Source organism: Pseudomonas sp. M1 (assembly GCF_022760135.1).
GTDB classification, from domain to species: Bacteria; Pseudomonadota; Gammaproteobacteria; order Pseudomonadales; family Pseudomonadaceae; genus Pseudomonas; species Pseudomonas citronellolis.
On sequence record NZ_CP094343.1, the window covers coordinates 172,604 to 195,547 of the forward strand.

A 22,944-nucleotide genomic window follows, 5' to 3' on the forward strand; every position below is an offset into this window, starting at 1 on the left:
GCCCTGAGCATGCTCAACACGCTGCGCAAGATCGTCCAGGAAGTGAACGCCGCCAAGGACCTGAGGGCGGCGCTGGGCATCATCGTGCAGCGGGTCAAGGAAGCCATGGGCACCCAGGTGTGCTCGGTCTATCTGCTCGACGCCGAGACCAACCGCTTCGTCCTGATGGCCACCGAGGGCCTGAACAAGCGCTCCATCGGCAAGGTCAGCATGGCCCCCAACGAGGGCCTGGTGGGCCTGGTCGGCACCCGCGAGGAGCCGCTGAACCTGGAGAACGCCTCCGAGCACCCGCGCTACCGCTACTTCGCCGAGACCGGCGAGGAACGCTACGCCTCCTTCCTCGGCGCCCCGATCATCCACCACCGCCGGGTGATGGGCGTACTGGTGGTGCAGCAGAAGGAAAAGCGCCAGTTCGACGAAGGCGAGGAAGCCTTCCTGGTGACCATGAGCGCGCAGCTGGCCGGAGTCATCGCCCACGCCGAGGCCACCGGTTCGATCCGCGGCCTGGGCAAGCTCGGCAAGGGCATCCAGGAAGCCAAGTTCGTCGGCGTGCCCGGCGCCCCCGGCGTGGCCGTGGGCAAGGCCGTGGTGGTGCTGCCGCCGGCCGACCTGGAAGTGGTCCCGGACAAGCCCATCGACGACGTCGAGGCCGAGGTCGAGCTGTTCAAGCAGGCCCTGGAAGCCGTGCGCGAAGACATGCGCAACCTCTCCAGCAAGCTGGCCACCCAGCTGCGCAAGGAAGAGCGCGCGCTGTTCGACGTCTACCTGATGATGCTCGACGACGCTTCCATCGGCCAGGAGGTCAAGCGCATCATCCGCTCCGGCCAGTGGGCCCAGGGCGCCCTGCGCCAGGTGGTGATGGAGCACGTCGCACGCTTCGAGCTGATGGACGACGCCTACCTGCGCGAGCGCGCCTCCGACGTCAAGGACATCGGCCGGCGCATCCTCGCCTACCTGCAGGAAGAACGTAAGCAGACCCTCACCTACCCGGACCAGACCATCATCGTCAGCGAGGAACTGTCCCCGGCGATGCTTGGCGAGGTGCCCGAAGGCAAGCTGGTGGGGCTGATCTCGGTGCTCGGCTCGGGCAACTCCCACGTGGCCATCCTTGCCCGCGCCATGGGCATCCCCACGGTGATGGGCGCGGTCGACCTGCCGTATTCCAAGGTCGACGGCATCGACCTGATCGTCGACGGCTACCACGGCGAGATCTACACCAACCCGTCGCCGCAGCTGGTCAAGCAGTACGGCGAAGTGGTCGCCGAAGAAAAGGAACTGAGCAAGGGCCTGGCCGCGCTGCGCGAGCTGCCCTGCGAGACCCTCGACGGCCACCGCATGCCGCTGTGGGTCAACACCGGCCTGCTGGCCGACGTGGCCCGCGCCCAGGAGCGCGGCGCCGAGGGCGTTGGCCTGTACCGCACGGAAGTGCCGTTCATGATCAACGACCGCTTCCCCAGCGAAAAGGAGCAGCTGGCGATCTACCGCGAGCAGCTCTCGGCCTTCCACCCGCTGCCGGTGACCATGCGCACCCTGGACATCGGCGGCGACAAGGCGCTGTCCTACTTCCCGATCAAGGAAGACAACCCCTTCCTCGGCTGGCGCGGCATCCGCGTCACCCTCGACCACCCGGAAATCTTCCTGGTGCAGACCCGCGCCATGCTCAAGGCCAGCGAGGGCCTGAACAACCTGCGCATCCTGCTGCCGATGATCTCCGGCACCCACGAGCTGGAAGAGGCGCTGCACCTGATCCACCGCGCCTGGGGCGAGATTCGCGACGAAGGCGTGGACATCCCCATGCCGCCGATCGGCATGATGGTGGAAATCCCCGCGGCGGTGTACCAGACCCGCGAACTGGCGCGCCAGGTGGACTTCCTCTCGGTCGGCTCCAACGACCTGACCCAGTACCTGCTGGCGGTTGACCGCAACAACCCGCGGGTGGCCGACCTCTACGACTACCTGCACCCGGCGGTGCTGCAGGCGCTGAAGAAGGTGGTCGACGACGCCCACCTCGAAGGCAAGCCGGTGAGCATCTGCGGCGAGATGGCCGGCGACCCGGCGGCGGCGGTGCTGCTGATGGCCATGGGCTTCGACTCGCTGTCGATGAACGCCACCAACCTGCCGAAGGTGAAATGGCTGTTGCGCCAGATCACCCTGGGCAAGGCCCGCGAACTGCTCGGCCAGCTGATGACTTTCGACAACCCGCAGGTGATCCACAGTTCCCTGCACCTGGCATTGCGCAACCTCGGCCTCGGCCGGGTGATCAACCCCGCGGCGACCGTCCAGGGCTGACCTGGAGCGCCGCACTCCCCGGAGCTGAGTCGTCCCTGGGGCCCTGTACAACCGGCAGTGCCGGGAGAAGGCTTATGGACGAGCAGCAAGCGCTCGCGGGCGACCGCGAAGCCATCGAGAAGACCCTCCGCTATGCCCTGGAGATCGTCAGCGACGGCATCTGGGACTGGGACATCCGCAGCAATGACGTCAAGCGCAGCCCCGGTTGGTACCGCATGCTCGGCTACCCCATCGATGGCCTGCCGGAAAACGTCGCCACCTGGCACTCGGTGATCCACCCGGACGACTTCCCCCGCGTCATGCGCAGCTTCCAGGCCTATCTGGACGGCCGGCAGGCGGCCTACGCCGAGGAATACCGCTGCCTCTGCGCCAATGGCGAGTACCTGTGGATAAGGGACCATGGCCGCTTCGTCGAATTCGACGGCGAGGGCCGCGCCACGCGGATGGTCGGCGCCCACCACAACATCCACGAGCGCAAGCTGATCGAGCTGGAACTCAAGCGGCGCAACGAGGAGCTGCACGAACTCAACCGCAACCTGGAACAACTGGTCGAACAGCGCACCGAGGCCCTGCGCCAGGCCAACCTGGCCCTGGCCGAACAGGCCGCGGTGGCGGTGCGCCTGAGCGAGACCGACCCGCTGACGCAGATCTTCAACCGGCGCCGCTTCGAAAGCAGCCTGCAGCAGGAATGGCAGCGCCTGCAGCGCCACGACCAGCCGGTCAGCCTGCTGATGTTCGACCTCGACCACTTCAAGCGCATCAACGACCTCTTCGGCCACCCGGTCGGCGACCGCGTGCTGGTAGCGGTGACCCAGGCGGTGCGCCGGACCTTGCGCGAGGAAGACTGCTTCGCCCGCTGGGGCGGCGAGGAATTCATCGTACTGCTGCCGAACACCCCGCTGGCCTCCGCCAGCCGTCTGGCCGAACGCCTGCGCCTGCACATCCGCGAGGCCTGCGCCGAGCTGGAACAACCGCTCACCGCCAGCTTCGCCCTGGCCGGCATGCGCCGCGCCGAACCCCTGGAAAACCTGCTGCGCCGCCTGGACGACGCCCTCTACCGGGCCAAGCGCCTGCGCGATGCCATCGAGGTGTGCTAGCGCGCATCGGACGTGATGTAGCGGGCCCTGCCCGCGATTTCGCGCGCAGGGCGCGCTCCTACATGGGATTGGCGCGGTAGGCTGACCATCGCGGACGGAGTCCGCTCCTACAAAACCAACCTTCCCCTAGGTGTTGAGCTCCAGGCGCACCTCGCCCAGATGGGCCCCCTCCGGCCCGAAGCTGCGCTCGATGAACTCCCGGCGCCCATCGGCATGCACGCGCAGCACGCTGCTGGCGCGGGTGCCGTAGTTGGCGCTGGCGATGAACACGCTGGACAGCAGGCGCTCGGTGGCCAGGCCGACGCCGGTTTCCGGCAGCCGTTCGTCGTCGGGGCGTTCACGGTCGCCGAGCAGCCCCAGCAGCGCCCCGGGCTCGGCTTCGTCGAGGTGTTTCTCCAGCGCGGCGCGGGCGCGCAGCAGCTTGGGCCAGGGCGTATCCAGCGAGGCGTTGGACAGCCCGTGCAGCCCGGCCGGCAATTCCCGCGGCTCGCCATTGCGGGGGTTGAAGTAGCAGAGCTGACGGGCATCGCCGACCAGCAGGTTGAAGCCCGAATACTCGGCGGCGCGGCGCTGCACCTCGGCCAGGTAGTCCAGCGGCGCCTGACGGCCACGCAGAAAACCGGCCACCAGCTCGCCACGGGAGCGCGGCCCCAGCGGCTGGCTCGGATCACGCACGTTGGTCAGCGCCGCGAAGCGCCCGCCAGGCCCCAGCCCCATCCAGGTGCCGCCGGCCTCCAGATCGCGCCCGGCATAGACGCCCGGCGCATCCTCCCAGGCCGCCAGCGGCAGGGTGGGGCGGGCATAGAACTCATCGCGGTTGGCCGCGACTATCAGCGGCATGGCGTGTCCGGGGCGCCAGGCAAGGACGATCAGGCACATGGGGCAGGGCCCTGCGGTGGTGGTCCTGGCAGGGTAGGTAACTGGCGTTGGCAACTCAATAGCCGCCGTCGTCCGGGCACGGCGCACGATGAAATTTCTTTCATATTGGTACCGAAAGGCCTGTTGCACCGCGGGCGGCTGCCGTCGCCGGCGCATTTTCGGTACCATGCCGCTTTTGCCACCCGAGGTCTCCATGGAGTTCCTTCTCTACCTGGTGCTGGGTGCCTGCGCGGGCGTGCTGGCCGGGTTGTTCGGCGTCGGCGGTGGCCTGATCATCGTCCCGGTGCTGGTGTTCAGCTTCACCGCCCATGGCTTTCCCGTCGAGGTGCTGACGCAGATGGCGGTGGGCACCTCGCTGGCGACCATCGTCTTCACCTCGGTCAATTCCATCCTCGAGCACCATCGCCGTGGCGCGGTGCTCTGGCCGGTGTTCCTGTGGATGACCGTGGGCATCGTCGTCGGCAGCGCCCTGGGCGCGCTGACCGCCTCGGCCATCAAGGGAGCGGTGCTGCAGAAGATCATCGGCGTCTTCGCCGTGCTCATCTCCATCCAGATGACCCTGGGCCTGCAACCCAAGGCCGGCGGCAGCCTGCCGGGCAAGGGCGGGTTGGGCGCGGCCGGCGGCTTCATCGGCTGGGCCTCGGCGATCTTCGGCATCGGCGGCGGCTCGCTGACCGTGCCTTTCCTGTCCTGGCGCGGCGTCTCCATGCAGCAGGCGGTGGCTACGTCCTCGGCCTGCGGTCTGCCCATCGCCATCGCCGGGGCGATTTCGTTCATCGTGGTCGGCTGGCACCGGCCCGAACTGCCGCAGTGGAGCCTCGGCTTCGTCTACCTGCCGGCGCTGGTGGGCATCGCCGTCACCAGCATGTTCTTCGCCCGCCTCGGCGCGCGCCTGGCGCACCGCCTGCCGGCCAAGGTGCTCAAGCGCCTGTTCGCTCTGCTGATGTTCTGCATCGGCATGAGTTTCCTGATCAAACCCTAGGAGTAAGCGATGCTGCCCTATCCACAGATCGACCCCGTCGCGGTGTCGCTCGGCCCCCTGAAGATCCACTGGTACGGGCTGATGTACCTGATCGGCATCGGCGGCGCCTGGCTGCTGGCCTCGCGCCGGCTCGACCGCTTCGATGCGACCTGGAGCAAGGAGAAGCTCTCCGACCTGGTGTTCTGGGTCGCCTGCGGCGTGGTGCTCGGCGGGCGCCTGGGCTACGTGCTGTTCTACAAGCTGGACTTCTACCTGGCCAACCCGCTGAACCTGTTCAAGGTCTGGGAGGGCGGCATGTCGTTCCACGGCGGGCTGATCGGGGTGATGCTGGCCACCTGGTGGTTCGGCAAGCGCAACGGCAAGAGCTTCTTCCAGCTGATGGACTTCATCGCCCCGCTGGTGCCGATCGGCCTGGGCGCCGGGCGCATCGGCAACTTCATCAACGCCGAGCTGTGGGGCAAGCCCACCGACGTGCCCTGGGCGATGATCTTCCCGCCCTACAGCGACCCGGCGCAGCTGCCGCGCCACCCGTCGCAGCTGTACGAGTTCGCCCTGGAAGGCATAGTGCTGTTCGCCATCCTCTGGATGTTCTCGCGCAAGCCGCGGCCGACCGCCTCGGTATCGGGCCTGTTCATCCTCTGCTACGGCTGCTTCCGCTTCTTCGTCGAGTTCTTCCGCCTGCCCGACGCCGACCAGGGCGCCGGCGGCAACGGCGGTCCGGGCTACCTGGCCTGGGACTGGCTGACCATGGGCCAGTTGCTGTGCGTGCCGATGATCCTCGGCGGCATCGCCCTGATGGTCTGGGCCTACCGCCACGCGGCGGCGAAGCCGGCGACCCCCTGACGGACGGCGGCTTGTCGTAGAAGCGAGCAAGCCCGCCTGCCTCCTCCGGCAAACGCGACACCCGTAGGATGGGTCGAGCGAAGCGATACCCATCACCACCGCCGCATGGGTTTCGCAAGCTCAACCCATCCTACGGAAAGCACCCCGGTTCAGTGGGCAAGACAGTCGATCCCGCCGGGCCAAGAGCCCCCTCAAGCGCGGTCCCATACCTCGAAGGCATAGGCCGGCGTTTCCGCCGTCGCTTCATGCTCGATGCTCGACGCCAGGTGCCAGCGGCTTTCGTCCACCTCGGGGAAGCGCGCGTCGCCCGCCGGGCTCAGGGCCACGCGGGTCAGGTACAGGCGCTCGGCCACGGGCAGGGCCTCGGCGTAGAGCTGGGCGCCGCCGATCAGCATCAGCTCCTCGGCTTCCTCCTCCCGCGCCCAGGCATCGGCGCGTTGCAGCGCGGCTTCCAGCGAGGTGAAGACCTCCGCACCTTCCAACTTCAGGCCGGCCTGGCGGCTGACCACCAGGTTGAGCCGGCCGGGCAGCGGGCGGCCGAGGGAGTCCCAGGTCTTGCGGCCCATGATGATCGGCTTGCCGAGGGTCAGCGCCTTGAAGTGCTTGAGGTCGGCCGGCAGGTGCCAGGGCAGGCGGTTGTCGACGCCGATCACGCGGTTCTCGGCGAGGGCGGCGATCATCGCCAGCGGCAGGCGGGAAGGGGCTTGGGACATCGTGGCTCCGGTCATGTGCTCAGGGTGATCCATCGGTGGCAGAGGATACCAGCCGCTGGGCCGGCGCGTCGTTCGCGTAGGGCGGCACGCGCATGAAGAAGGTGCCGTCCTCGTTGACCTGGGTGATGCCGGTGGCCAGCACCTTGCGGTAGTCCTTGAGGCTGAACGCCAGCGTCTGGCCGGGCTGCTCGGCCTTGAGCAGCACCTGCGCGTAGGTGATGAGGATCTCGAAGATCTTCAGGTCGCCCGATTGCAGCCAGATGTACGAAGGGCCGGCCAGGGTGGGCGGCTCGAAGCGCGGCGGCGGGCTGCCGGCCGGGCGGGCGAAGCGCAGGTGCAGGCCCTGCGCATCGAGCCAGGCGGCGTCGACCTTGCCGTCGATGCCCACCAGCGGGAACACCTGGTGGTAGTCCAGGCGCATGGCGTTGTCGCGCAGCAGGGCGCCGGGGCGCTGCAGGTCGACCAGCGAATCCAGGTGCAGGCCGACCAGGCTCATGGCGCCGTAGGCCGGCACGCCGAGGACCTTGACCTGGTCCGGCTGGTAGAGGATCTCGTCGCCCTCCAGGCGCACGCTGCCGGCCAGGCGCAGCGGCAGCCAGGGGCCGATGCCCAGGGGCTGCACCTCGCCGCTGACGCGCAGGCGCTCGCCGTCGATGCTCATGCTGAAGTTGCGCAGCATGCTCTGTGGATAAGCCAGGATGCGCTCGTTGAACAGGCTGGCCAGTTGCTGCGGGTCGAGGATCACCTCGCCCTCGGTGACCTGGATGCGCATGTCCTGCGGGCGGTCGAAATCCACCGGCGCGCCGGCCTTGAGCGGCACCAGCCAGCCCTTGAGCTGCGGGCTGTGGAAGCCGATGCCGCCCTCGAAGTACATGTCCACGTTGTGCAGCAGCAGGCCGACGCCGTCCTGGCCGGAATCGCGCACGCTGCCCGGGCGGCTGGCGGCGTGCCCGGCGTCCGGCGGCGTCTGCTGGAACCAGCCCTGGCGCAGCAGCTGCAGTTCCTGCTGCTGGCGGTCGATGGCGCTCTGCGCCTGCGTAAGCAGGGGCAGGGCGAGGAGCAGGGGCAGCAGGCGCTTCATAGGGCTTTCTCCTGCGGGGCCGGCGCCTTCACCGGCGACACCGCGATGTGCACCATGCCGTCCTGGCGCAGGCGGATCTCGCCGTATTGCAACTGGCGTCGGTAGTCGTAGAGGTTGAACAGCAGCGGCTGCCCGGGGCTGAGGCTGGTGAACAGGGCGTAGGCCTTGACCAGGATGGTGCGGGCCATCTTGATGTCGCCGCCCTGGATGAACATGTAGCTCTCCGGCGCCTGCAACTGCGGCCATTGCAGGCTGGCCAGGTCGTCGCCCAGCAGCAGGTCCATGCCGCCGTCGGCCAGCTTCAGGCTGCGCACGGCGAACTCCAGGCGCGGCGGCGGGAACAGGCCGTCGAGGTCGACCAGGATGCGGTTGCCGACCAGTTGCATGTGCGCGGTGTGCAGTTGCAGCACCTCGGACATCTCGATGGAGGCGGCGCTCAGCGAAGGGGTGACGTCCACGCCGTCGACGAAGATGCGTTGCGGCACCAGCGCCACCTTCAGCGGGCCGGCCTGCTCGATGCCGGTGAGCATCCGCAGCGGCCGCCAGCGGCCCTTGCGCAGCAGCTCGCCGCGCACTTCCTGGCCGTCCTTGCGGGTGGCCAGGACCAGGTTGCGCACCGGCGCGTCGGCGCCGCGCAGTTCGGCGTTGAGCAGGGTGGCGAGGGTGGCGTCGGCGACGAAGATGTCGCCGGCCTGGATGCGCGCAACCATGGCCCTGGGGTCGTCGAGCATCAGCGGCGTGCCCTTGGGGCCGTTGGAGCTCATGCGAATCAGCATGCGGCGGATGAAGAAGCCGATGTCGTCGTGCAGGCGGAAGTCGGTATGGCTTATCCACAGCTTCGACTCGTCGCTGTCGGAGGCGCGCTGGCCGACTTTGTCGTCCAGCTGGCGCGGCGGCACCGCCTGCATCAGCGGGGTGTCCGGGCCCCAGTCGGAGGGGCGCACCGGGGGCGTTTCCACGGCCGCCGCATGGGCGGCGGCCAGCAGGAGCAGGGCGCAGGGCAGGACGCGCGGCATGGCGGGCCTCGTTGTTGTTGTTCTGGTTGGCTTTCGCACCCTATACCCGTGGGCGCGCCGGGTAAGCCCTTCCTTGGTTCGGTCGGCGGGCGCCGGTGTTACCGTTACCCCGGAGAGCTGGCGGGCGGACGCGGCGCGGCGCAGCGGTTATGCTTGCGCCCCAGGAACCCGTGCCGGAGACACTGTGAGCGATAGCGCCCCACCTTCCGCCTTCGACCGACTGTGGCTGTGCGAAGCCGTGCGCCTGCGCGAGGAGCAGGCCGGCCCGCTGGAGGACGCCGAGGCCAACCGCCGCGCCATCGCCGCCGGCGGCGAACTGCCCCGGCGCATCGAGAACCGCGCCCTGTGGCTGGCCGGCCGCGACGAGCTGGACAGCGCCCTGCGCCTGTGGAAACAGGGCGCGCAACTGGCCTTCTACCTGCTGATCTTCCTCGCCCTGCTCAGCGGCGCCGGCCTGGCGCTGGCCGCCCTCGGCGACGGCCAGCGCCCGGTCAATGTGTTCTGGGCCCTGGCCGGCCTGCTCGGCCTGGACCTGCTGATGCTGCTCGGCTGGGCCGCGGGCTTCGCCCTTGGCGGCGGCGAGGCGGCCGGCGCGCTGGGCCGCCTGTGGTTGTGGCTGAGCGGCAAGCTGGCGCGCGATGCCCGCGCCGCGCAACTGGCGCCGGCGCTGCTGGTGCTGCTCGGCCGCCGGCGTCTGACGCGCTGGGCGCTGGGCATGCTGGTCCACGGCCTGTGGTTGCTGGCCCTGGGCGCGGCCATGGTGGTGCTGTTGGCGTTGCTCTCGACGCGGCGCTACGGCTTCGTCTGGGAAACCACCATCCTCGGCGGCGATACCTTCGTCTTCCTCACCCAGGGGCTCGGCGCGCTGCCGGCGCTGCTGGGCTTCCCGCTGCCGGACAGCGACCTGGTGCGCGCCAGCGGCGACGCCCTGGTGGCCAGCGAGGCGGCGCGCCACGCCTGGGCCGGCTGGCTGGTGGGCATCCTGGCGGTTTACGGTCTGCTGCCGCGCCTGCTGCTCTGGGCCTTCTGCCTGTGGCGCTGGCGCCGTGGCCGCGCGGCGTTGCGCCTGGACCTCTCGCTGCCCGGCTACAGCCTGCTGCGCGAACGCCTGCTGCCCAGCAGCGAGCGCCTGGGCGTCAACGATGCCGCGCCGGCCAGCCTGGTCGAGCCGCAGGCGCAGAACCCCGCCGCCAGCGCGGACGGCGCCCTGCTGGTGGCCATCGAACTGGACGACAGCCAGCCCTGGCCGCCGAAGCTGCCGGCCGGCGTGGCCGATGCCGGCGTGCTGGACGATGGCGCGCAACGTCGCCGCCTGCTGGAACAGCTGACCCGCTACCCGCCTGCGCGCCTGGCCATCGCCTGCGACCCACGGCGTTCGCCGGACCGCGGCACCCTGGCGCTGATCGCCGAGCTGTCGCGCTGCGCCGGCGCCACCCGCGTCTGGCTGCTGCAGCCGCCGACGGGCAGCGGCCTGGACAGCGACCGCCTGGCCGACTGGCATGCCGCCATCGACAAACTGAACCTGGCGCACAGTGGCGCATCGCCCCTGGCCTGGCTGGAGAGCGGACATGACTGAGCCCCTCAGGCTGGCCGTGGTCGGCCACACCAACGTCGGCAAGACCTCGCTGCTGCGCACCCTGACCCGCGACGTCGGCTTCGGCGAGGTCTCGCACCGCCCCAGCACCACCCGCCACGTCGAGGGTGCACGGCTGTCGGTGGATGGCGAGTCGCTGCTGGAGCTGTACGACACGCCGGGCCTGGAGGATGCCATCGCCCTGCGCGACTTTCTCGACGCCCTGGAACGCCCCGGCGAGCGCCTCGACGGCCCGGAGAAGCTGCGCCGCTTCCTCGACGGCAGCGAGGCGCGCGGCCGCTTCGAACAGGAAGCCAAGGTGCTGCGCCAGTTGCAGGCCTCCGACGCCGGGCTCTACGTGATCGACGCCCGCGAACCGGTGCTGGCCAAGTACCGCGACGAACTGGCGGTGCTCGCCGGCTGTGCGCGGCCGCTGCTGCCGGTGCTGAATTTCGTCGCCAGCGCCAACCACCGCGAGGAGCAGTGGCGCGAGGCCCTGTCGCGCCTGGGCCTGCACGCGCTGGTGCGCTTCGACAGCGTGGCGCCGCCGCTGGACGGCGAACGCCGGCTCTACGAAAGCCTGGCGCTGCTGCTGGAGAAGTCGCGCCCGCAGCTGGAACGGCTGATCCGGGACCACGAGGCCCAGGCCGTGGCGCGCCGCGAAGCCGGCGCCAAGCTGATCGCCGAACTGCTGGTGGACGTTGCTGCCTGCCGCGACATGGTTCCGGGCGATGCCGAGGCCATCCGCCTGGCCACCGAAGTGTTGCGCGACCGCGTGCGCAAGCGCGAGGAAGCCTGCGTACAGGCCCTGCTGCGCCTCTACGCCTTCCGCAAGGACGATGCCCGCGCCGCCGACCTGCCGTTGCTGGACGGCCGCTGGGGCGACGACCTGTTCAACCCCGAAACCCTGCGTCAGCTCGGTGTGCGCCTGGGCGGTGGAGTAGCTGCCGGTGCCGCGGCTGGCGCGGGCATCGACCTGCTGGTGGGCGGCCTGACCCTGGGCGCCGCCACCGCCCTCGGCGCCCTGGCCGGCGGCGCCTGGCAGACCGTCGGCCATTACGGCCAGCGCCTGCTCGGCAAGCTCAAGGGCCAGCGCGAACTCTCGGTGGACGACAGCGTGCTGCGCCTGCTCGCCCTGCGCCAGCGCCAGTTGCTGGCGGCATTGCAGGCGCGGGGCCATGCGGCCATGGAGGCGATCCGCGTTGCTTCGCCGGAAGACAAGCAATGGCGCGAGGGCAAGCTGCCCGAGGCGCTGCGCAAGGCGCGGGCGCACCCGGAATGGTCGACCTTGAATGGCCGCAAGCGGGTGGATAAGAGCGAACGCCAGGAACAGGTCGACGCCCTGGCTCAGCAGCTATTGGAACCGTAGGGCGGATAACCGCGAACGGTTATACGCCCTACGTTCAGTCGAGCTCGATCATTTCCACCGAAGCCTGGCCGTCCGCGATGCTCAGGATCGCCAGCGAGATCGGCAGCTTGAAGCGCCGCGGTCCGGCGCTGCCAGGGTTGAGGTAGAGCACCCCGTCGCGCACTTCCTGCAGCGGCTTGTGCGAATGCCCGGCCAGCACCACGTCGAAGCCTTCGGCCCGTGGATCGATGGCCAACTGCTTGAGATCGTGGATCAGGTACAGGCGCAGTCCGCCCAGTTCCAGGCTCAGGGTTTCGGGAATGGTCTCGGCCCAGGCTTCGGTGTCGTTGTTGCCGCGCACCACGTCCAGCGGCGCCAGTTGGCGCAGCGTATCGAGGATCGCCGGCTTGCCGATGTCGCCCAGGTGCAGCAGGCGTTGGCAGCCGCGCAGGGCTTCCAGTGCTTCGGGACGCAGCAGGTTGTGGGTGTCGGCTATTACGCCGACGCGCAGGGAAGTGCTCATGCATCCAGCATAAACGACGACGCCACCCGAGGGTGGCGTCGCGGCTGGCTCAGTGCTGGGCCCTGGCCGCCGGTGTTTCCGGCAGGAACCAGTTCAGCAGCAGGGCGCAGATGCCGCCGGTGGCGACGCCGGATTCCAGCACGTTGCGCAGCGCCGCCGGCATGTGCGCGAGGAATTCAGGCACCTGCGACACGCCCAGGCCGAGGGCCAGGCTGACCGCGATGATCAGCAGGGCGCGGCGGTCGAGGTGGGTGCCGGCGAGGATGTTGATGCCCGAGGCGGCCACCGCGCCGAACATCACCATGGCCGCGCCGCCGAGCACCGGCTCGGGCACCGCCTGGATCACCCCGGCGACGCTGGGGAACAGGCCCAGCACCACCAGCATCGCGGCGATCCACAGGCCGATGTGGCGGCTGGCCACGCCGGTCAGCTGGATCACCCCGTTGTTCTGCGCGAACACCGAGCTGGGGAAGGTGTTGAAGATGCCCGCCAGCAGCGAGTTGGCGCCATTCACCAGCACCCCGCCCTTGATCCGCTGCATCCACAGTGGGCCTTCCACCGGCTGCTTCGACACCTGGCTGGTGGCGGTGACGTCGCCGATGGCCTCCAGCGAGGTGACCAGGTAGATCACCAGCATGGGGATGAACAGTGCCCAGGAGAAGCTCAGGCCGAAGTGCAGCGGCGTCGGCACCTGGAACAGCGCGGCCTGGTGCATGCCGCTGAAGTCCAGGCGGCCCAGGTAGCCGGCCAGCGCGTAGCCCACGGCCAGGGCGATGACGATGGCGCCGCTGCGCATCCACACCACCGGGATGCGGTTGAGCACCACGATGATCGCCAGCACGGTGCCGGACAGCAGCAGGTTCTCGCCATTGGCGAAGGTGCCGTTGCCCATGGCGCTGAAGCCGCCGCCCATGCTGATCAGGCCGACCTTGATCAGGGTGAGGCCGATCATCAGCACCACGATGCCGGTCACCAGCGGGGTGATCAGCCGCTTCACGAACGGCAGGATGCGCGACACGCCCATCTCCACGAAGGAGCCGGCCATGACCACGCCGAAGATGGCCGCCATCACCTGCTCCACCGGCGTGCCCTGCTTGACCATCAGCGCCCCGCCGGCGATCAGCGGGCCGACGAAGTTGAAGCTGGTGCCCTGGACGATCAGCAGCCCGGCGCCGAACGGCCCGAAGCGCTTGCACTGGACGAAGGTGGCGATGCCGGAGATGACCAGCGACATGGACACGATCAGGTTGGTGTCGCGGGCGGAAACGCCCAGCGCCTGGCAGATCAGCAGGCCGGGGGTGACGATCGGCACGATGATCGCCAGCAGGTGCTGCAGCGCGGCGAGCAGCGCGACGGGCAGGGCGGGACGGTCTTCCAGGCCGTAGACCAGGTCGCGCTGGGCCTTGTCGGCGGTGACGGGGTTCTCGAGGGAGCTCATGGCGGCAGTCCGGGAAAAAGAGCGGGATTTTACGGGGTGGGGGCGGGATCGGACAGTGCCATAGGGCAGGGATTTTTCTTTGGGAGGTGACACTAACTGTCAGGAAGTATCAATTTTGAGGGCATTATCTGCCGTTATTGGTCACTTGTTTTGGGTGTTGTCCAGATATATCGAAGTCAGCAGAAATTTCTGCTTTGCCTTGAAGAAGTGGACTACATATCGGTCCCATTCATGAGTCATTTAATTAACTTCGCCCATGGTTCTTTGGGCGGACTAAATTCATGATCATGGAGACTGAAATGAAAAGGCGACATACTACACAGAAAGGTTTCACCCTTATTGAGCTAATGATCGTTGTGGCTATCATCGGTATCTTGGCCGCCATTGCGATTCCGCAGTACCAGAACTACACCATACGAGCACGTGTTACCGAGGGGTTAAATTTGGCCACGGCAGCGAAAGTTGCTCTGAGCGAAACATATGCAGCCAATGCCGGTTTGGCGGTCAATGCGTATACTGGCACCGGTACACCAAGTGCCGCCGCAGCTAACACTGTGAATACTGGGTTTCAGTTCGCCGCTACGCGTGATGTTGCAAGCATAGCGATTGCGGCTGTAAGCGCTGGCGCCGCGACTGCTGGAGATGGTGCCATAACCATTACCTATACTGGGGCTATCCCTGTCCCGCAAAGCCCCTTGACCTTGACACTTACGCCTGGAACGGGTGCCATTACTGCAGGTATTCCGGCTGGCACTTTGAATCCAAATTTACCCATAGTTTGGGGCTGTGCTGTAAATGACGTTGCCAATAATAGTTTTGTTCCTGCTAATTGCAGGCTTTAAGTTGGTTTGAGCTATTGGCTGGCGAGGATTTATATGTACTAGTTTTCTGAGAATTGTTGCTGTTTGGATGCGGTGTGAGCATTCACGTGGTTTTATTCCTAATAAAACAAAGCCCGGTAATCATACCGGGCTTTGTTGACGTCGGGAGTTTTTCTCTACAGCTAACTGCTTACCCCTCCAGTAGAGCTTTATTTCGGACAGCCCCCTTGTCGGCACTGGTAGCCAGCAACGCATAAGCCTTCAGCGCAGTACTGACGCGGCGGGCACGCGGCTGCGCCGGCTTCCAGCCTTTCTTGTCCTGCTCGATGCGGCGGGCGGCGAGTTCTTCGTCGCTGACCAGCAGGTTGATGCTGCGGTTGGGGATGTCGATCAGCACCTTGTCGCCATCCTTGACCAGGCCGATGGCACCGCCCGCGGCGGCTTCCGGCGAGGCATGGCCGATGGACAGGCCCGAGGTGCCGCCGGAGAAGCGGCCGTCGGTGAGCAGGGCGCATTGCTTGCCCAGGCCCTTGGACTTCAGGTAGCTGGTGGGGTAGAGCATTTCCTGCATGCCCGGGCCGCCTTTCGGGCCTTCGTAGCGGATGATCACGATGTCGCCCGGCTTCACTTCGTCGGCGAGGATGCCCTTCACCGCGGCGTCCTGGCTTTCGAAGATCTTCGCGCTGCCTTCGAACACGTGGATCGACTCGTCCACGCCGGCGGTCTTCACCACGCAGCCGTCGAGGGCGATGTTGCCGTACAGCACGGCCAGGCCGCCTTCGGCGGAGTAGGCGTGCTCGACGCTGCGGATGCAGCCTTCGGCGCGGTCGTCGTCCAGGCTCGGCCAGCGGGTGTTCTGGCTGAATGCGGTCTGGGTGGGGATGCCGGCGGGGCCTGCCTTGAAGAAGGTGTGGACGGCTTCGTCGCGGGTCTGGGTGATGTCCCACTGGGCGATGGCGTCGGCCATGCTCGGGCTGTGCACGGTCGGTACGTCGGTGTGCAGCAGGCCGCCGCGGGCCAGCTCGCCGAGGATGGAGAAGATGCCGCCGGCGCGGTGCACGTCTTCCATGTGGTACTTCTGGATGTTCGGCGCCACCTTGCACAGCTGCGGCACCTTGCGCGACAGGCGATCGATGTCGCGCAGGTCGAAGGCGATCTCCGCCTCCTGCGCTGCGGCCAGCAGGTGCAGGATGGTGTTGGTCGAGCCGCCCATGGCGATGTCCAGGGTCATGGCGTTCTCGAAGGCCTTGAAGCTGGCGACGTTGCGCGGCAGCACGGACTCGTCGCCTTCGCCGTAGTAGCGCTGGCACAGTTCCACGGCCAGGCGCCCGGCGCGCAGGAACAGCTGCTCGCGGTCGGCGTGGGTGGCCAGGGTCGAGCCGTTGCCCGGCAGCGACAGGCCCAGGGCCTCGGTCAGGCAGTTCATCGAGTTGGCGGTGAACATGCCGGAGCAGGAGCCGCAGGTGGGGCAGGCGCTGCGCTCGTATTCGGCGACCTTCTCGTCGGAGCAGGAATCGTCCGCCGCGACCACCATGGCGTCGACCAGGTCCAGGCCGTGGCTGGCCAGCTTGGTTTTGCCGGCCTCCATCGGCCCGCCGGAAACGAACACTACCGGGATGTTCAGGCGCAGGGCGGCCATCAGCATGCCGGGGGTGATCTTGTCGCAGTTGGAGATGCAGACGATGGCGTCGGCGCAATGGGCGTTGACCATGTATTCCACGGAGTCGGCGATGATCTCGCGGCTCGGCAGGGAATAGAGCATGCCGTCATGGCCCATGGCGATGCCGTCGTCGACGGCTATGGTGTTGAATTCCTTGGCCACGCCGCCGGCCTTCTCGATCTCGCGGGCGACCAGTTGGCCCAGGTCCTTCAGGTGTACGTGGCCGGGCACGAACTGGGTGAAGGAGTTGGCGATGGCGATGATCGGTTTCTTGAAGTCTTCGTCCTTCATCCCGGTGGCGCGCCAGAGGGCGCGGGCGCCGGCCATGTTGCGGCCGTGGGTGGAGGTTTTCGAGCGGTAATCGGGCATGACGAGTTCCTGCGGCTAATCAGGCATCGGTAAGAGTCTTATCGTGAGCGTCGTTCGAGGCACATGCAAACGGCAGATGGAGCTGCATGCTCGGAGGGGGCTGCAAGACGGGGCGGGGTCACCGCCCGCGCGGCCGGGGCTCACGGGCCCGCCGGGGGATGTTGGCGAGGGATGTGCAGGATTCTACGCCGGCCGCCGCCGCCAGGGAAAGGCTGATGGTCGGCGGGTGGGGGCAGCTGGAAGCCTGAAGCTGGAAGCTTGAAGAAAGAGCGGCGCCTGGAATACTTTTCCAGCTTCCAGCTTCCAGCTTCCAGCTTCCAGCTTCCAGCTTCCAGCTTCCAGCTTCCAGCTTTGAAGCTATCAGCTATTGGGCAACAACCGCACCGTCAGACTCTTGATATAGCGGGTCTCGGCGATGGCCGGGTGCACCGGGTGGTCCGGGCCCTGGCCGCCGCGTTCCAGCAGCTGGAGGTTGCGGTCCAGGTGGCGGGCGCTGCCGAGCAGGATGTTCTGCAGGTCGTCCTCGGGCAGGTGCATGGAGCAGGAGGCGCTGACCAGGATGCCGTCCTTGGAGAGCAGGCGCATGGCCTGTTCGTTGAGGCGGCGGTAGGCGGCCTCGCCGTTCTTCAGGTCCTTCTTGCGCTTGATGAAGGCCGGCGGGTCGGCGATGACCACGTCGAAGCGCTCGTCGGCGGCCTTCAGTTCGCGCAGGGCGTCGAACACGTCGCCTTCCACGCAGGCGACCTTCTCGGACAGGCCGTTGAGGGTGGCATTGCGCTCCACGCCGTCGAGGGCGAAGCCGGAGGCGTCCACGCACATCACGTCGCTGGCGCCGAAGGCCGCGGCCTGGATGCCCCAGCCGCCGATGTAGCTGAACAGGTCGAGCACGCGCTTGCCTTTCACGTAGGGCGCCAGGCGCGCGCGGTTCATGCGGTGGTCGTAGAACCAGCCGGTCTTCTGCCCGGCCAGCACCGGTGCCTCGAAGCGCACGCCGTTCTCTTCCAGGGCGACCCACTCGGGCACTTCGCCGTAGGCGTTCTCCACGTAGCGCTCCAGGCCTTCGGCATCGCGCGCGCTGGAGTCGTTCTTCCACAGCACGGCAGTGGGCTTGAGCACCTGCAGCAGGGCGGCGAGCACGTCGTCGCGGTGCTTCTCCATGGTCGCCGAGGCGAGCTGCACCACCAGCACGTCGCCGAAGCGGTCCACCACCAGGCCGGGGAGCAGGTCGGCGTCACCGTAGACCAGGCGGTAGAAGGGCTTGTCGAAGAGGCGCTCGCGCAGGCTCAGGGCGACGTTGAGGCGGTGTACCAGCAGCGATTTGTCGAGAACGTGCTTGGTGTCGCGGGAAACCAGGCGTGCGCAGATCAGGTTGTTCGGGCTCAGCGCCACCACGCCCAGCGGCTTGCCGTTGGCCATCTCGAGGATCGCCTGGTCGCCGGCGGCGAAGGCGTTCAGCGGCGTGGCCTGGACATCCACCTCGTTGCTGTAGACCCACAGGTGGCCGGCGCGCAGGCGGCGCTCGGCGTTGGCTTTCAGACGCAAGCTGGGCAGGGTCATGGCGGTGCTCCGGGAAAAAGAGCGAGATTATAACCGCTGGCCGCCGGGGTTGCCGATGCCGCGCGGGCGTGACGAGCAGGCATAAAGTTCGCGCCGCGGCTGCCGATACGGTTCTGTCTAAATCGGCAGTTCCAGAAGTCGTCCGTCTGGGTAAACTGTGCGCCCCGTCAACTTTTCCAGACCGTCCCCATGGTCCAAGAACTCTCCGCCGAACAGATCCGCCAGACCCTGCAGGGCATCAGCGTGCCGCCGCAACCGCAGATCATGGTCGACCTGCAGATGGAACAGGTCATGCCCAATCCCGACCTGAAGGCCATCGCCAAGCTCATCAGCCAGGACCCCGGGTTGTCCGGTGCGTTGCTCAAGCTGGTCAACTCGCCGTTCTTCGGCCTGGCCAACCGCATCACCTCGATCCAGCGCGCGGTCAACCTGCTGGGCAGCCGCTCGGTGATCAACCTGATCAACGCCCAGTCGATCAAGGGCGAGATGAGCGACGACACCATCGTCACCCTCAACCGCTTCTGGGACACCGCCCAGGACGTGGCCATGAGCTGCCTGACCCTGGCCAAGCGCATCGGCTACGAGTCGGTGGACGAGGCCTACGCCCTGGGGCTGTTCCACAATTGCGGCATCCCGCTGATGCTCAAGCGCTTCCCGCACTACATGGCGGTGCTGGAGGAGGCCTATGCCAGCGCCAGCGACGAGCGCCGCGTGGTGGACACCGAGAACCGCGTGCTGAACACCAACCACGCCGTGGTCGGCTACTTCACCGCGCGTTCCTGGCGCCTGCCGGAGCACGTCTGCGAGGCCATCGCCAACCACCACAACGCGCTCACGGTGTTCAGCGAGGAAAGCAGCCGCAACACCCAGCTGAAGAACCTCCTTGCGATCCTCAAGATGGCCGAGCACATCTGCGGCTCGCACCGTATCCTCGGCAACCAGCCGGAGGACCACGAGTGGGAGAGCATCCGCGCCCTGGTGCTGGATTACGTGGGGCTGACCGAGTACGACTTCGAGAACCTGAAGTCGAGCATCCTCGAACTGGGCGTGGGGCAGGGGAGCTATTAGGGATCGCGGATGGAGTCCGTTCCTATCATCGTGCTTCCCCGCAACGTAGGGCGTATAACCGTTCGCGGTTATCCGCCGTTGGCAGGAATACCGATGCCCTTTAAGAGCGCCCTCTCCCCAACCCTCTCCCGCAAGCGGGAGAGGGGGCTGTCCTGAGCAGCGTCGAAGCCAGGCACCATCCTCATACCCCCGGGAGCCCAGAAAACAACGTAGGAGCGGGCCCTGCCCGCGATTCGCGCGCAGGGCGCGCTCCTACAGGTGCAAGAGAGCCGACTGAAGTGCGCCAAGGCGCGGGACAGCACAATGAAAAAGCCGGGCATCTCAGGCTGTGTGAAAACCCGAGCGGCTCTTCGAAGAGTGCGTTCCTACGTGAAATCTGAAAAGGCTTGGCTATTCAGCCAACCCAGAATCCGCGTAGAAACGCGAAATCCAGGTTGTTTTTTAACCAGCTGGACCGATCCGGAGGTTTTCACACAGCCTGATCTGCCCGGCCTTTTCATGAACGCGGCGCTTTAGTCGAGCATGTCGCTGAAGCGCTCGTCCTTCTTGTACACCAGCGGCTGGGCGAAGCCCGGCACGCTCATTTCCTCGGCGCCGATGCGGATGTCGCGGTCGTCGATCATGTCGTTGCCGAAGTTGTAGATGATGTCGAACTGGCCCTTGAGCGCCTGTTCCTCGTAGCGCTGGGCGGCGGCGCGGGTTTGCTCGCGGCGCGCCTGGTAGGCGTCGAAGGCGGCGGCGCCGTGGCGCTTGCGCAGCATCTTCTCGGCCAGGCGCGGGGAGAGCAGCACGCCGGTGGCGTTGTTGCCGCCGAAACCCTTGGAGTTGATGAAGCAGACGTCCAGGTCGTCGCGGCGGCGGTCCTTGTTGGACAGGGCGATACGGTCCTTGTGCACGTCGGCGGCGAAGGTCTCGACGGTCTTGATGCCCGGCAGCAGGCCGTACTTGAAGGTGCCCAGGGCGGAGACCAGCTGGTCGGCGCTGGCGGTGGCCAGGGAGTGGCCGACGAAGGCCTTGACCGCGGCCACCGGCCAGTCGGCGATGCCGAAGGCCTTGGCCACGCGGTCGAGGATTTCCGATTCGGTGACGCGGTTGGCCGGGGTGCTGGAGCCGTGGGCGTGGACGAAGCTGTGGCGGCGCACGCCTTCCTCGCCGACGATCTGCATGGCGGCGGCCACGGCCTTGGCCATGGTCAGGTAGTTGCCCGGGCCGGGGGCGGAGATGGATTTCTTGAAGCCGTCGGCGTTGATGAAGACGTCGGTCACCGCGCCATGGATATCGGCGCCCAGCTCCAGGGCCAGGGCGTCGTCCATCAGCACCACGTACTGGCTGGATTCGGCCAGGGTGAAGCCGCAGTTCTCGCCGAACGGGCGGCTGGCGCGGCGGAAGTCCACGTCCGGGCGGCCCTCGATGTTGCGCAGGCCTTCCTCGGTGGCCAGGGCGCTCATGGCCGCGTAGCCCTCGACGATTTCCGAGGTGATCGGCGCTTCGCTGTTGCCCACCACGACCACCCGCGCCTGGCCGGAGGTGATGGCCTCGATGCCTTTCTGCAGGTTGTAGAGGAAGGTGGCGCAGGCGCCGGTGACGCTGCCGGTGAGGCCGACGCTGCCCAGCACGTAGGCGTTGATGAAGTCGGTGGGCATGCTGTTGAAGCCCAGCGGCAGCTGCTTGGCGCTGACGCGGTGGCCCTTGAGGCGCGACTGCAGCAGGCCGCCGAAGCCGTTGTCGTCGAGCTGGCTCATGATGCTGCTGGAGAACACGGCGATTTCGTCGGGTTGCACGCGGTCGACGATGCGCTGCCAGTCGATGCCCACCGAGCGGATCGCATCGGTGGCGCCCACCACGGCCATCTGCAGGCCGCGCGGGTGGAAGCGCGAGGCGTACAGCTCGCCCGGCTCGAAGCCGGTGGGCAACTGGCCGGCGGACTTCACCGGCATCTCGCGGTAGCTGTCGACCTTGACCTCGACGCTGTCGTGCAGGGTGACGCGCACCTGGTTGTCGGCCAGTTCTTCCACCGACCAGTTGGCCGGCAGCGGCTCGGGCAGCTGCTTGCGCGCAGTGGTGAAGCTCAGCGGCTGGGCGCCGTCGGCTTCCAGGGTGAGGTTCTTGTGCCAGTGCGCGGCATCGACGTCGAAGTACTGCTTCTCGATGCGGCGGATCAGGGTGGAGCCGAGGATCTGCGCGGCATGCCGCCGCTCGATGGCGGCCAGGTCCAGGCGCGCGCCGTCGGCGGCGTCCAGGTAGTGGCCGTCCTCGAACTTCACCAGCTTCATCATCACGGCCAGGCCGGCGAGGGTCTGCTGGCGGGCCTGCTCGTCCAGGGACTCCAGGACGGTGCGACGGAACGCATGGTGGAAGGAACTGCGACCCGCGGCGTTATACCCACCAAAACCAACGATGACCGGTAGTCGAGACATCTCTCGCAAACTCCTTCATATAGGCCCGTCCTGTGCAGGACCGGATGGCGCGACCAGGGTGCACGCGAGGCGCAGGGAGGCGACATCACGGATCGGGGGCACAAGCCCGGCGGCAGCTCTGTGATTGGAATGCTTATGCTGACGAGGATGATGACTGCCGAGTCACGCTTTTGGCCAGGGATTGACGGCGAAAGGCGACGAACTTGCCAGGAAGGAGGGGGTGGAACGGATGCGCGAAGACGCCGGGAGCCGGTGTGGCTCCCGGGCGGGGTTGCAGAACGGACTCAGCGGTACTCGATGCCGGGTTTTTTGGTGCTGACGCGGGTGCCGGACTTGCCCTGGGTGATGGCCACGATGTTTTCCAGCGAGCCGATCACCGCGTCCTTGCCGGTGGCGCGGGCGAATTCGGCGGCGGCTTGCACTTTCGGGCCCATGGAGCCGGCGGCGAAGCCGAGGCGTTCCAGTTCGTCCGGGTGGGCCTGGGCGATGGCCTTCTGCGTCGGCTTGCCCCAGTCGATGTAGGCCGCGTCCACGTCGGTGGCGATGATCAGGATGTCGGCATCCAGTTCCTGGGCCAGCAGCGAGGAGCACAGGTCCTTGTCGATCACCGCCTCGACGCCGGAGAGTTTCTTGCCGGAGTCGTCGTACATGGTCGGGATGCCGCCGCCGCCGGCGCAGATGACGATGGTGCCTTTCTCCAGCAGCCATTTCACCGGGCGGATCTCGAAGATGCGCTTGGGCCGCGGGCTGGCCACCACGCGGCGGAACTTGTCGCCGTCCGGGGCGATGCTCCAGCCTTTCTCCTTGGCCAGGGCTTCGGCTTCTTCCTTGGCGTAGACCGGGCCGATCGGCTTGGTCGGATGCTGGAAGGCCGGGTCCTTGGCGTCCACCTCTACCTGGGTGAGGATGGTGGCGAAGGGCACTTCGAAGGGCAGCAGGTTGCCCATTTCCTGTTCGATCATGTAGCCGATCATGCCCTCGGTCTCGGCGCCGAGGACGTCCAGCGGGTACGGCGTGACCTTGTCGTAGGCGGCGCCCTGCAGGGCCAGCAGGCCCACTTGCGGGCCGTTGCCGTGGGCGATCACCAGCTCGTTGCCAGGCGCCACTTTGGCGATCTGTTCGGCGGCGATCCTTACGTTTTCACGCTGGTTGGCCGCGGTCATGGGTTCGCCACGACGCAGCAGGGCGTTGCCGCCCAATGCGACGACGATACGCATAGTCATTTCCTCCTGAAGCTGAAGACGCCCCCGGGCCGGCAGGCCGGGCCCGG

18 protein-coding genes are annotated in these 22,944 nt (G+C 67.3%); 8 read left to right on the forward strand and 10 right to left on the reverse strand.

Going from position 1 to position 22,944, the window contains the following annotated elements; all coding sequences use genetic code 11:
- Positions 1 to 9: 9 nt before the first annotated feature.
- Together ptsP and PM1_RS00835 are read left to right on the forward strand one after the other, a co-directional pair.
- Entirely contained in the window at positions 10 to 2,289 is a 2,280-nt protein-coding gene (ptsP, locus tag PM1_RS00830) for a phosphoenolpyruvate--protein phosphotransferase (protein WP_009613924.1), read from the forward strand.
- Between the two features lie 74 nt (positions 2,290 to 2,363).
- Complete coding sequence (locus tag PM1_RS00835; protein ID WP_009613922.1) at positions 2,364 to 3,386, forward strand: sensor domain-containing diguanylate cyclase; 1,023 nt, start codon at positions 2,364 to 2,366, stop codon at positions 3,384 to 3,386.
- A 126-nt stretch (positions 3,387 to 3,512) separates the two neighbouring features.
- Here PM1_RS00835 and PM1_RS00840 read toward each other — a convergent pair whose 3' ends face one another.
- Positions 3,513 to 4,265, reverse strand: a complete 753-nt coding sequence (locus tag PM1_RS00840; RefSeq protein WP_009613920.1) for an NRDE family protein — start codon at positions 4,263 to 4,265, stop codon at positions 3,513 to 3,515.
- Between the two features lie 193 nt (positions 4,266 to 4,458).
- On the opposite strand from PM1_RS00840, the gene PM1_RS00845 reads away from it, so the two are divergent.
- Both PM1_RS00845 and lgt read left to right on the forward strand, forming a co-directional pair.
- On the forward strand, positions 4,459 to 5,247 hold the full coding sequence (locus PM1_RS00845) for a sulfite exporter TauE/SafE family protein (protein WP_009613919.1): 789 nt from the start codon (positions 4,459 to 4,461) through the stop codon (positions 5,245 to 5,247).
- 9 nt (positions 5,248 to 5,256) lie between these two features.
- Positions 5,257 to 6,090, forward strand: coding sequence for a prolipoprotein diacylglyceryl transferase (lgt, locus tag PM1_RS00850; protein WP_009613918.1), 834 nt, complete (start codon positions 5,257 to 5,259; stop codon positions 6,088 to 6,090).
- Positions 6,091 to 6,281: 191 nt separating this feature from the next.
- Here lgt and PM1_RS00855 read toward each other — a convergent pair whose 3' ends face one another.
- Genes PM1_RS00855 through PM1_RS00865 form a run of 3 tightly spaced genes read right to left on the reverse strand, consistent with a single transcriptional unit; the run spans position 6,282 to position 8,900 of the window.
- Positions 6,282 to 6,803, reverse strand: a complete 522-nt coding sequence (locus PM1_RS00855; protein ID WP_009613917.1) for a dihydrofolate reductase — start codon at positions 6,801 to 6,803, stop codon at positions 6,282 to 6,284.
- A gap of 19 nt (positions 6,804 to 6,822) precedes the next feature.
- Entirely contained in the window at positions 6,823 to 7,884 is a 1,062-nt protein-coding gene (locus PM1_RS00860) for a hypothetical protein (RefSeq protein ID WP_009613916.1), read from the reverse strand.
- Complete coding sequence (locus tag PM1_RS00865; RefSeq protein WP_009613915.1) at positions 7,881 to 8,900, reverse strand: hypothetical protein; 1,020 nt, start codon at positions 8,898 to 8,900, stop codon at positions 7,881 to 7,883. Before PM1_RS00865 ends, PM1_RS00860 begins: the two co-directional genes overlap by 4 nt.
- Before the next feature lie 184 nt (positions 8,901 to 9,084).
- On the opposite strand from PM1_RS00865, the gene PM1_RS00870 reads away from it, so the two are divergent.
- Both PM1_RS00870 and PM1_RS00875 read left to right on the forward strand, forming a co-directional pair.
- On the forward strand, positions 9,085 to 10,476 hold the full coding sequence (locus PM1_RS00870; RefSeq protein ID WP_009613914.1) for a DUF2868 domain-containing protein: 1,392 nt from the start codon (positions 9,085 to 9,087) through the stop codon (positions 10,474 to 10,476).
- Complete coding sequence (locus tag PM1_RS00875) at positions 10,469 to 11,842, forward strand: GTPase/DUF3482 domain-containing protein (RefSeq protein WP_009613913.1); 1,374 nt, start codon at positions 10,469 to 10,471, stop codon at positions 11,840 to 11,842. The genes PM1_RS00870 and PM1_RS00875 overlap by 8 nt, the downstream gene beginning before the upstream one ends.
- Before the next feature lie 34 nt (positions 11,843 to 11,876).
- On the opposite strand, the gene PM1_RS00880 is transcribed toward PM1_RS00875, so the two are convergent.
- On the reverse strand, positions 11,877 to 12,344 hold the full coding sequence (locus tag PM1_RS00880) for a metallophosphoesterase family protein (RefSeq protein ID WP_009613912.1): 468 nt from the start codon (positions 12,342 to 12,344) through the stop codon (positions 11,877 to 11,879).
- Positions 12,345 to 12,393: 49 nt separating this feature from the next.
- Entirely contained in the window at positions 12,394 to 13,782 is a 1,389-nt protein-coding gene (locus PM1_RS00885; RefSeq protein WP_009613911.1) for a nucleobase:cation symporter-2 family protein, read from the reverse strand.
- 299 nt (positions 13,783 to 14,081) lie between these two features.
- Here PM1_RS00885 and PM1_RS00895 point away from each other — a divergent pair, with 299 nt between their 5' ends.
- Entirely contained in the window at positions 14,082 to 14,624 is a 543-nt protein-coding gene (locus PM1_RS00895) for a pilin (protein WP_082996415.1), read from the forward strand.
- A gap of 169 nt (positions 14,625 to 14,793) precedes the next feature.
- Here PM1_RS00895 and ilvD read toward each other — a convergent pair whose 3' ends face one another.
- Together ilvD and PM1_RS00905 are read right to left on the reverse strand one after the other, a co-directional pair.
- On the reverse strand, positions 14,794 to 16,632 hold the full coding sequence (gene ilvD, locus PM1_RS00900) for a dihydroxy-acid dehydratase (RefSeq protein ID WP_009613910.1): 1,839 nt from the start codon (positions 16,630 to 16,632) through the stop codon (positions 14,794 to 14,796).
- A gap of 360 nt (positions 16,633 to 16,992) precedes the next feature.
- The gene (locus tag PM1_RS00905) at positions 16,993 to 18,189 is read right to left on the reverse strand and encodes a class I SAM-dependent rRNA methyltransferase (RefSeq protein ID WP_009613909.1); all 1,197 of its coding nucleotides are present in this window, start codon (positions 18,187 to 18,189) and stop codon (positions 16,993 to 16,995) included.
- A 243-nt stretch (positions 18,190 to 18,432) separates the two neighbouring features.
- Here PM1_RS00905 and PM1_RS00910 point away from each other — a divergent pair, with 243 nt between their 5' ends.
- Positions 18,433 to 19,257, forward strand: coding sequence for an HDOD domain-containing protein (locus PM1_RS00910; RefSeq protein WP_116425215.1), 825 nt, complete (start codon positions 18,433 to 18,435; stop codon positions 19,255 to 19,257).
- 512 nt (positions 19,258 to 19,769) lie between these two features.
- Here the strand turns inward: PM1_RS00910 and PM1_RS00915 are convergent.
- On the reverse strand, positions 19,770 to 21,674 hold the full coding sequence (locus PM1_RS00915; RefSeq protein ID WP_009613907.1) for a beta-ketoacyl synthase: 1,905 nt from the start codon (positions 21,672 to 21,674) through the stop codon (positions 19,770 to 19,772).
- A 284-nt stretch (positions 21,675 to 21,958) separates the two neighbouring features.
- The gene (gene arcC / locus PM1_RS00920) at positions 21,959 to 22,891 is read right to left on the reverse strand and encodes a carbamate kinase (RefSeq protein WP_009613906.1); all 933 of its coding nucleotides are present in this window, start codon (positions 22,889 to 22,891) and stop codon (positions 21,959 to 21,961) included.
- Positions 22,892 to 22,944: the final 53 nt, after the last annotated feature.

Bases quoted from the DNA above. Each gene is read 5' to 3' on its own strand.
- ptsP (WP_009613924.1), top strand. From the start codon at position 10: ATGCTCAACACGCTGCGCAAGATCGTCCAGGAAGTGAACGCCGCCAAG.
- PM1_RS00835 (WP_009613922.1), top strand. From the start codon at position 2,364: ATGGACGAGCAGCAAGCGCTCGCGGGCGACCGCGAAGCCATCGAGAAG.
- PM1_RS00840 (WP_009613920.1), bottom strand. From the start codon at position 4,265: ATGTGCCTGATCGTCCTTGCCTGGCGCCCCGGACACGCCATGCCGCTG.
- PM1_RS00845 (WP_009613919.1), top strand. From the start codon at position 4,459: ATGGAGTTCCTTCTCTACCTGGTGCTGGGTGCCTGCGCGGGCGTGCTG.
- lgt (WP_009613918.1), top strand. From the start codon at position 5,257: ATGCTGCCCTATCCACAGATCGACCCCGTCGCGGTGTCGCTCGGCCCC.
- PM1_RS00855 (WP_009613917.1), bottom strand. From the start codon at position 6,803: ATGTCCCAAGCCCCTTCCCGCCTGCCGCTGGCGATGATCGCCGCCCTC.
- PM1_RS00860 (WP_009613916.1), bottom strand. From the start codon at position 7,884: ATGAAGCGCCTGCTGCCCCTGCTCCTCGCCCTGCCCCTGCTTACGCAG.
- PM1_RS00865 (WP_009613915.1), bottom strand. From the start codon at position 8,900: ATGCCGCGCGTCCTGCCCTGCGCCCTGCTCCTGCTGGCCGCCGCCCAT.
- PM1_RS00875 (WP_009613913.1), top strand. From the start codon at position 10,469: ATGACTGAGCCCCTCAGGCTGGCCGTGGTCGGCCACACCAACGTCGGC.
- PM1_RS00880 (WP_009613912.1), bottom strand. From the start codon at position 12,344: ATGAGCACTTCCCTGCGCGTCGGCGTAATAGCCGACACCCACAACCTG.
- PM1_RS00885 (WP_009613911.1), bottom strand. From the start codon at position 13,782: ATGAGCTCCCTCGAGAACCCCGTCACCGCCGACAAGGCCCAGCGCGAC.
- PM1_RS00895 (WP_082996415.1), top strand. From the start codon at position 14,082: ATGAAAAGGCGACATACTACACAGAAAGGTTTCACCCTTATTGAGCTA.
- ilvD (WP_009613910.1), bottom strand. From the start codon at position 16,632: ATGCCCGATTACCGCTCGAAAACCTCCACCCACGGCCGCAACATGGCC.
- PM1_RS00905 (WP_009613909.1), bottom strand. From the start codon at position 18,189: ATGACCCTGCCCAGCTTGCGTCTGAAAGCCAACGCCGAGCGCCGCCTG.
- PM1_RS00915 (WP_009613907.1), bottom strand. From the start codon at position 21,674: ATGTCTCGACTACCGGTCATCGTTGGTTTTGGTGGGTATAACGCCGCG.
- arcC (WP_009613906.1), bottom strand. From the start codon at position 22,891: ATGCGTATCGTCGTCGCATTGGGCGGCAACGCCCTGCTGCGTCGTGGC.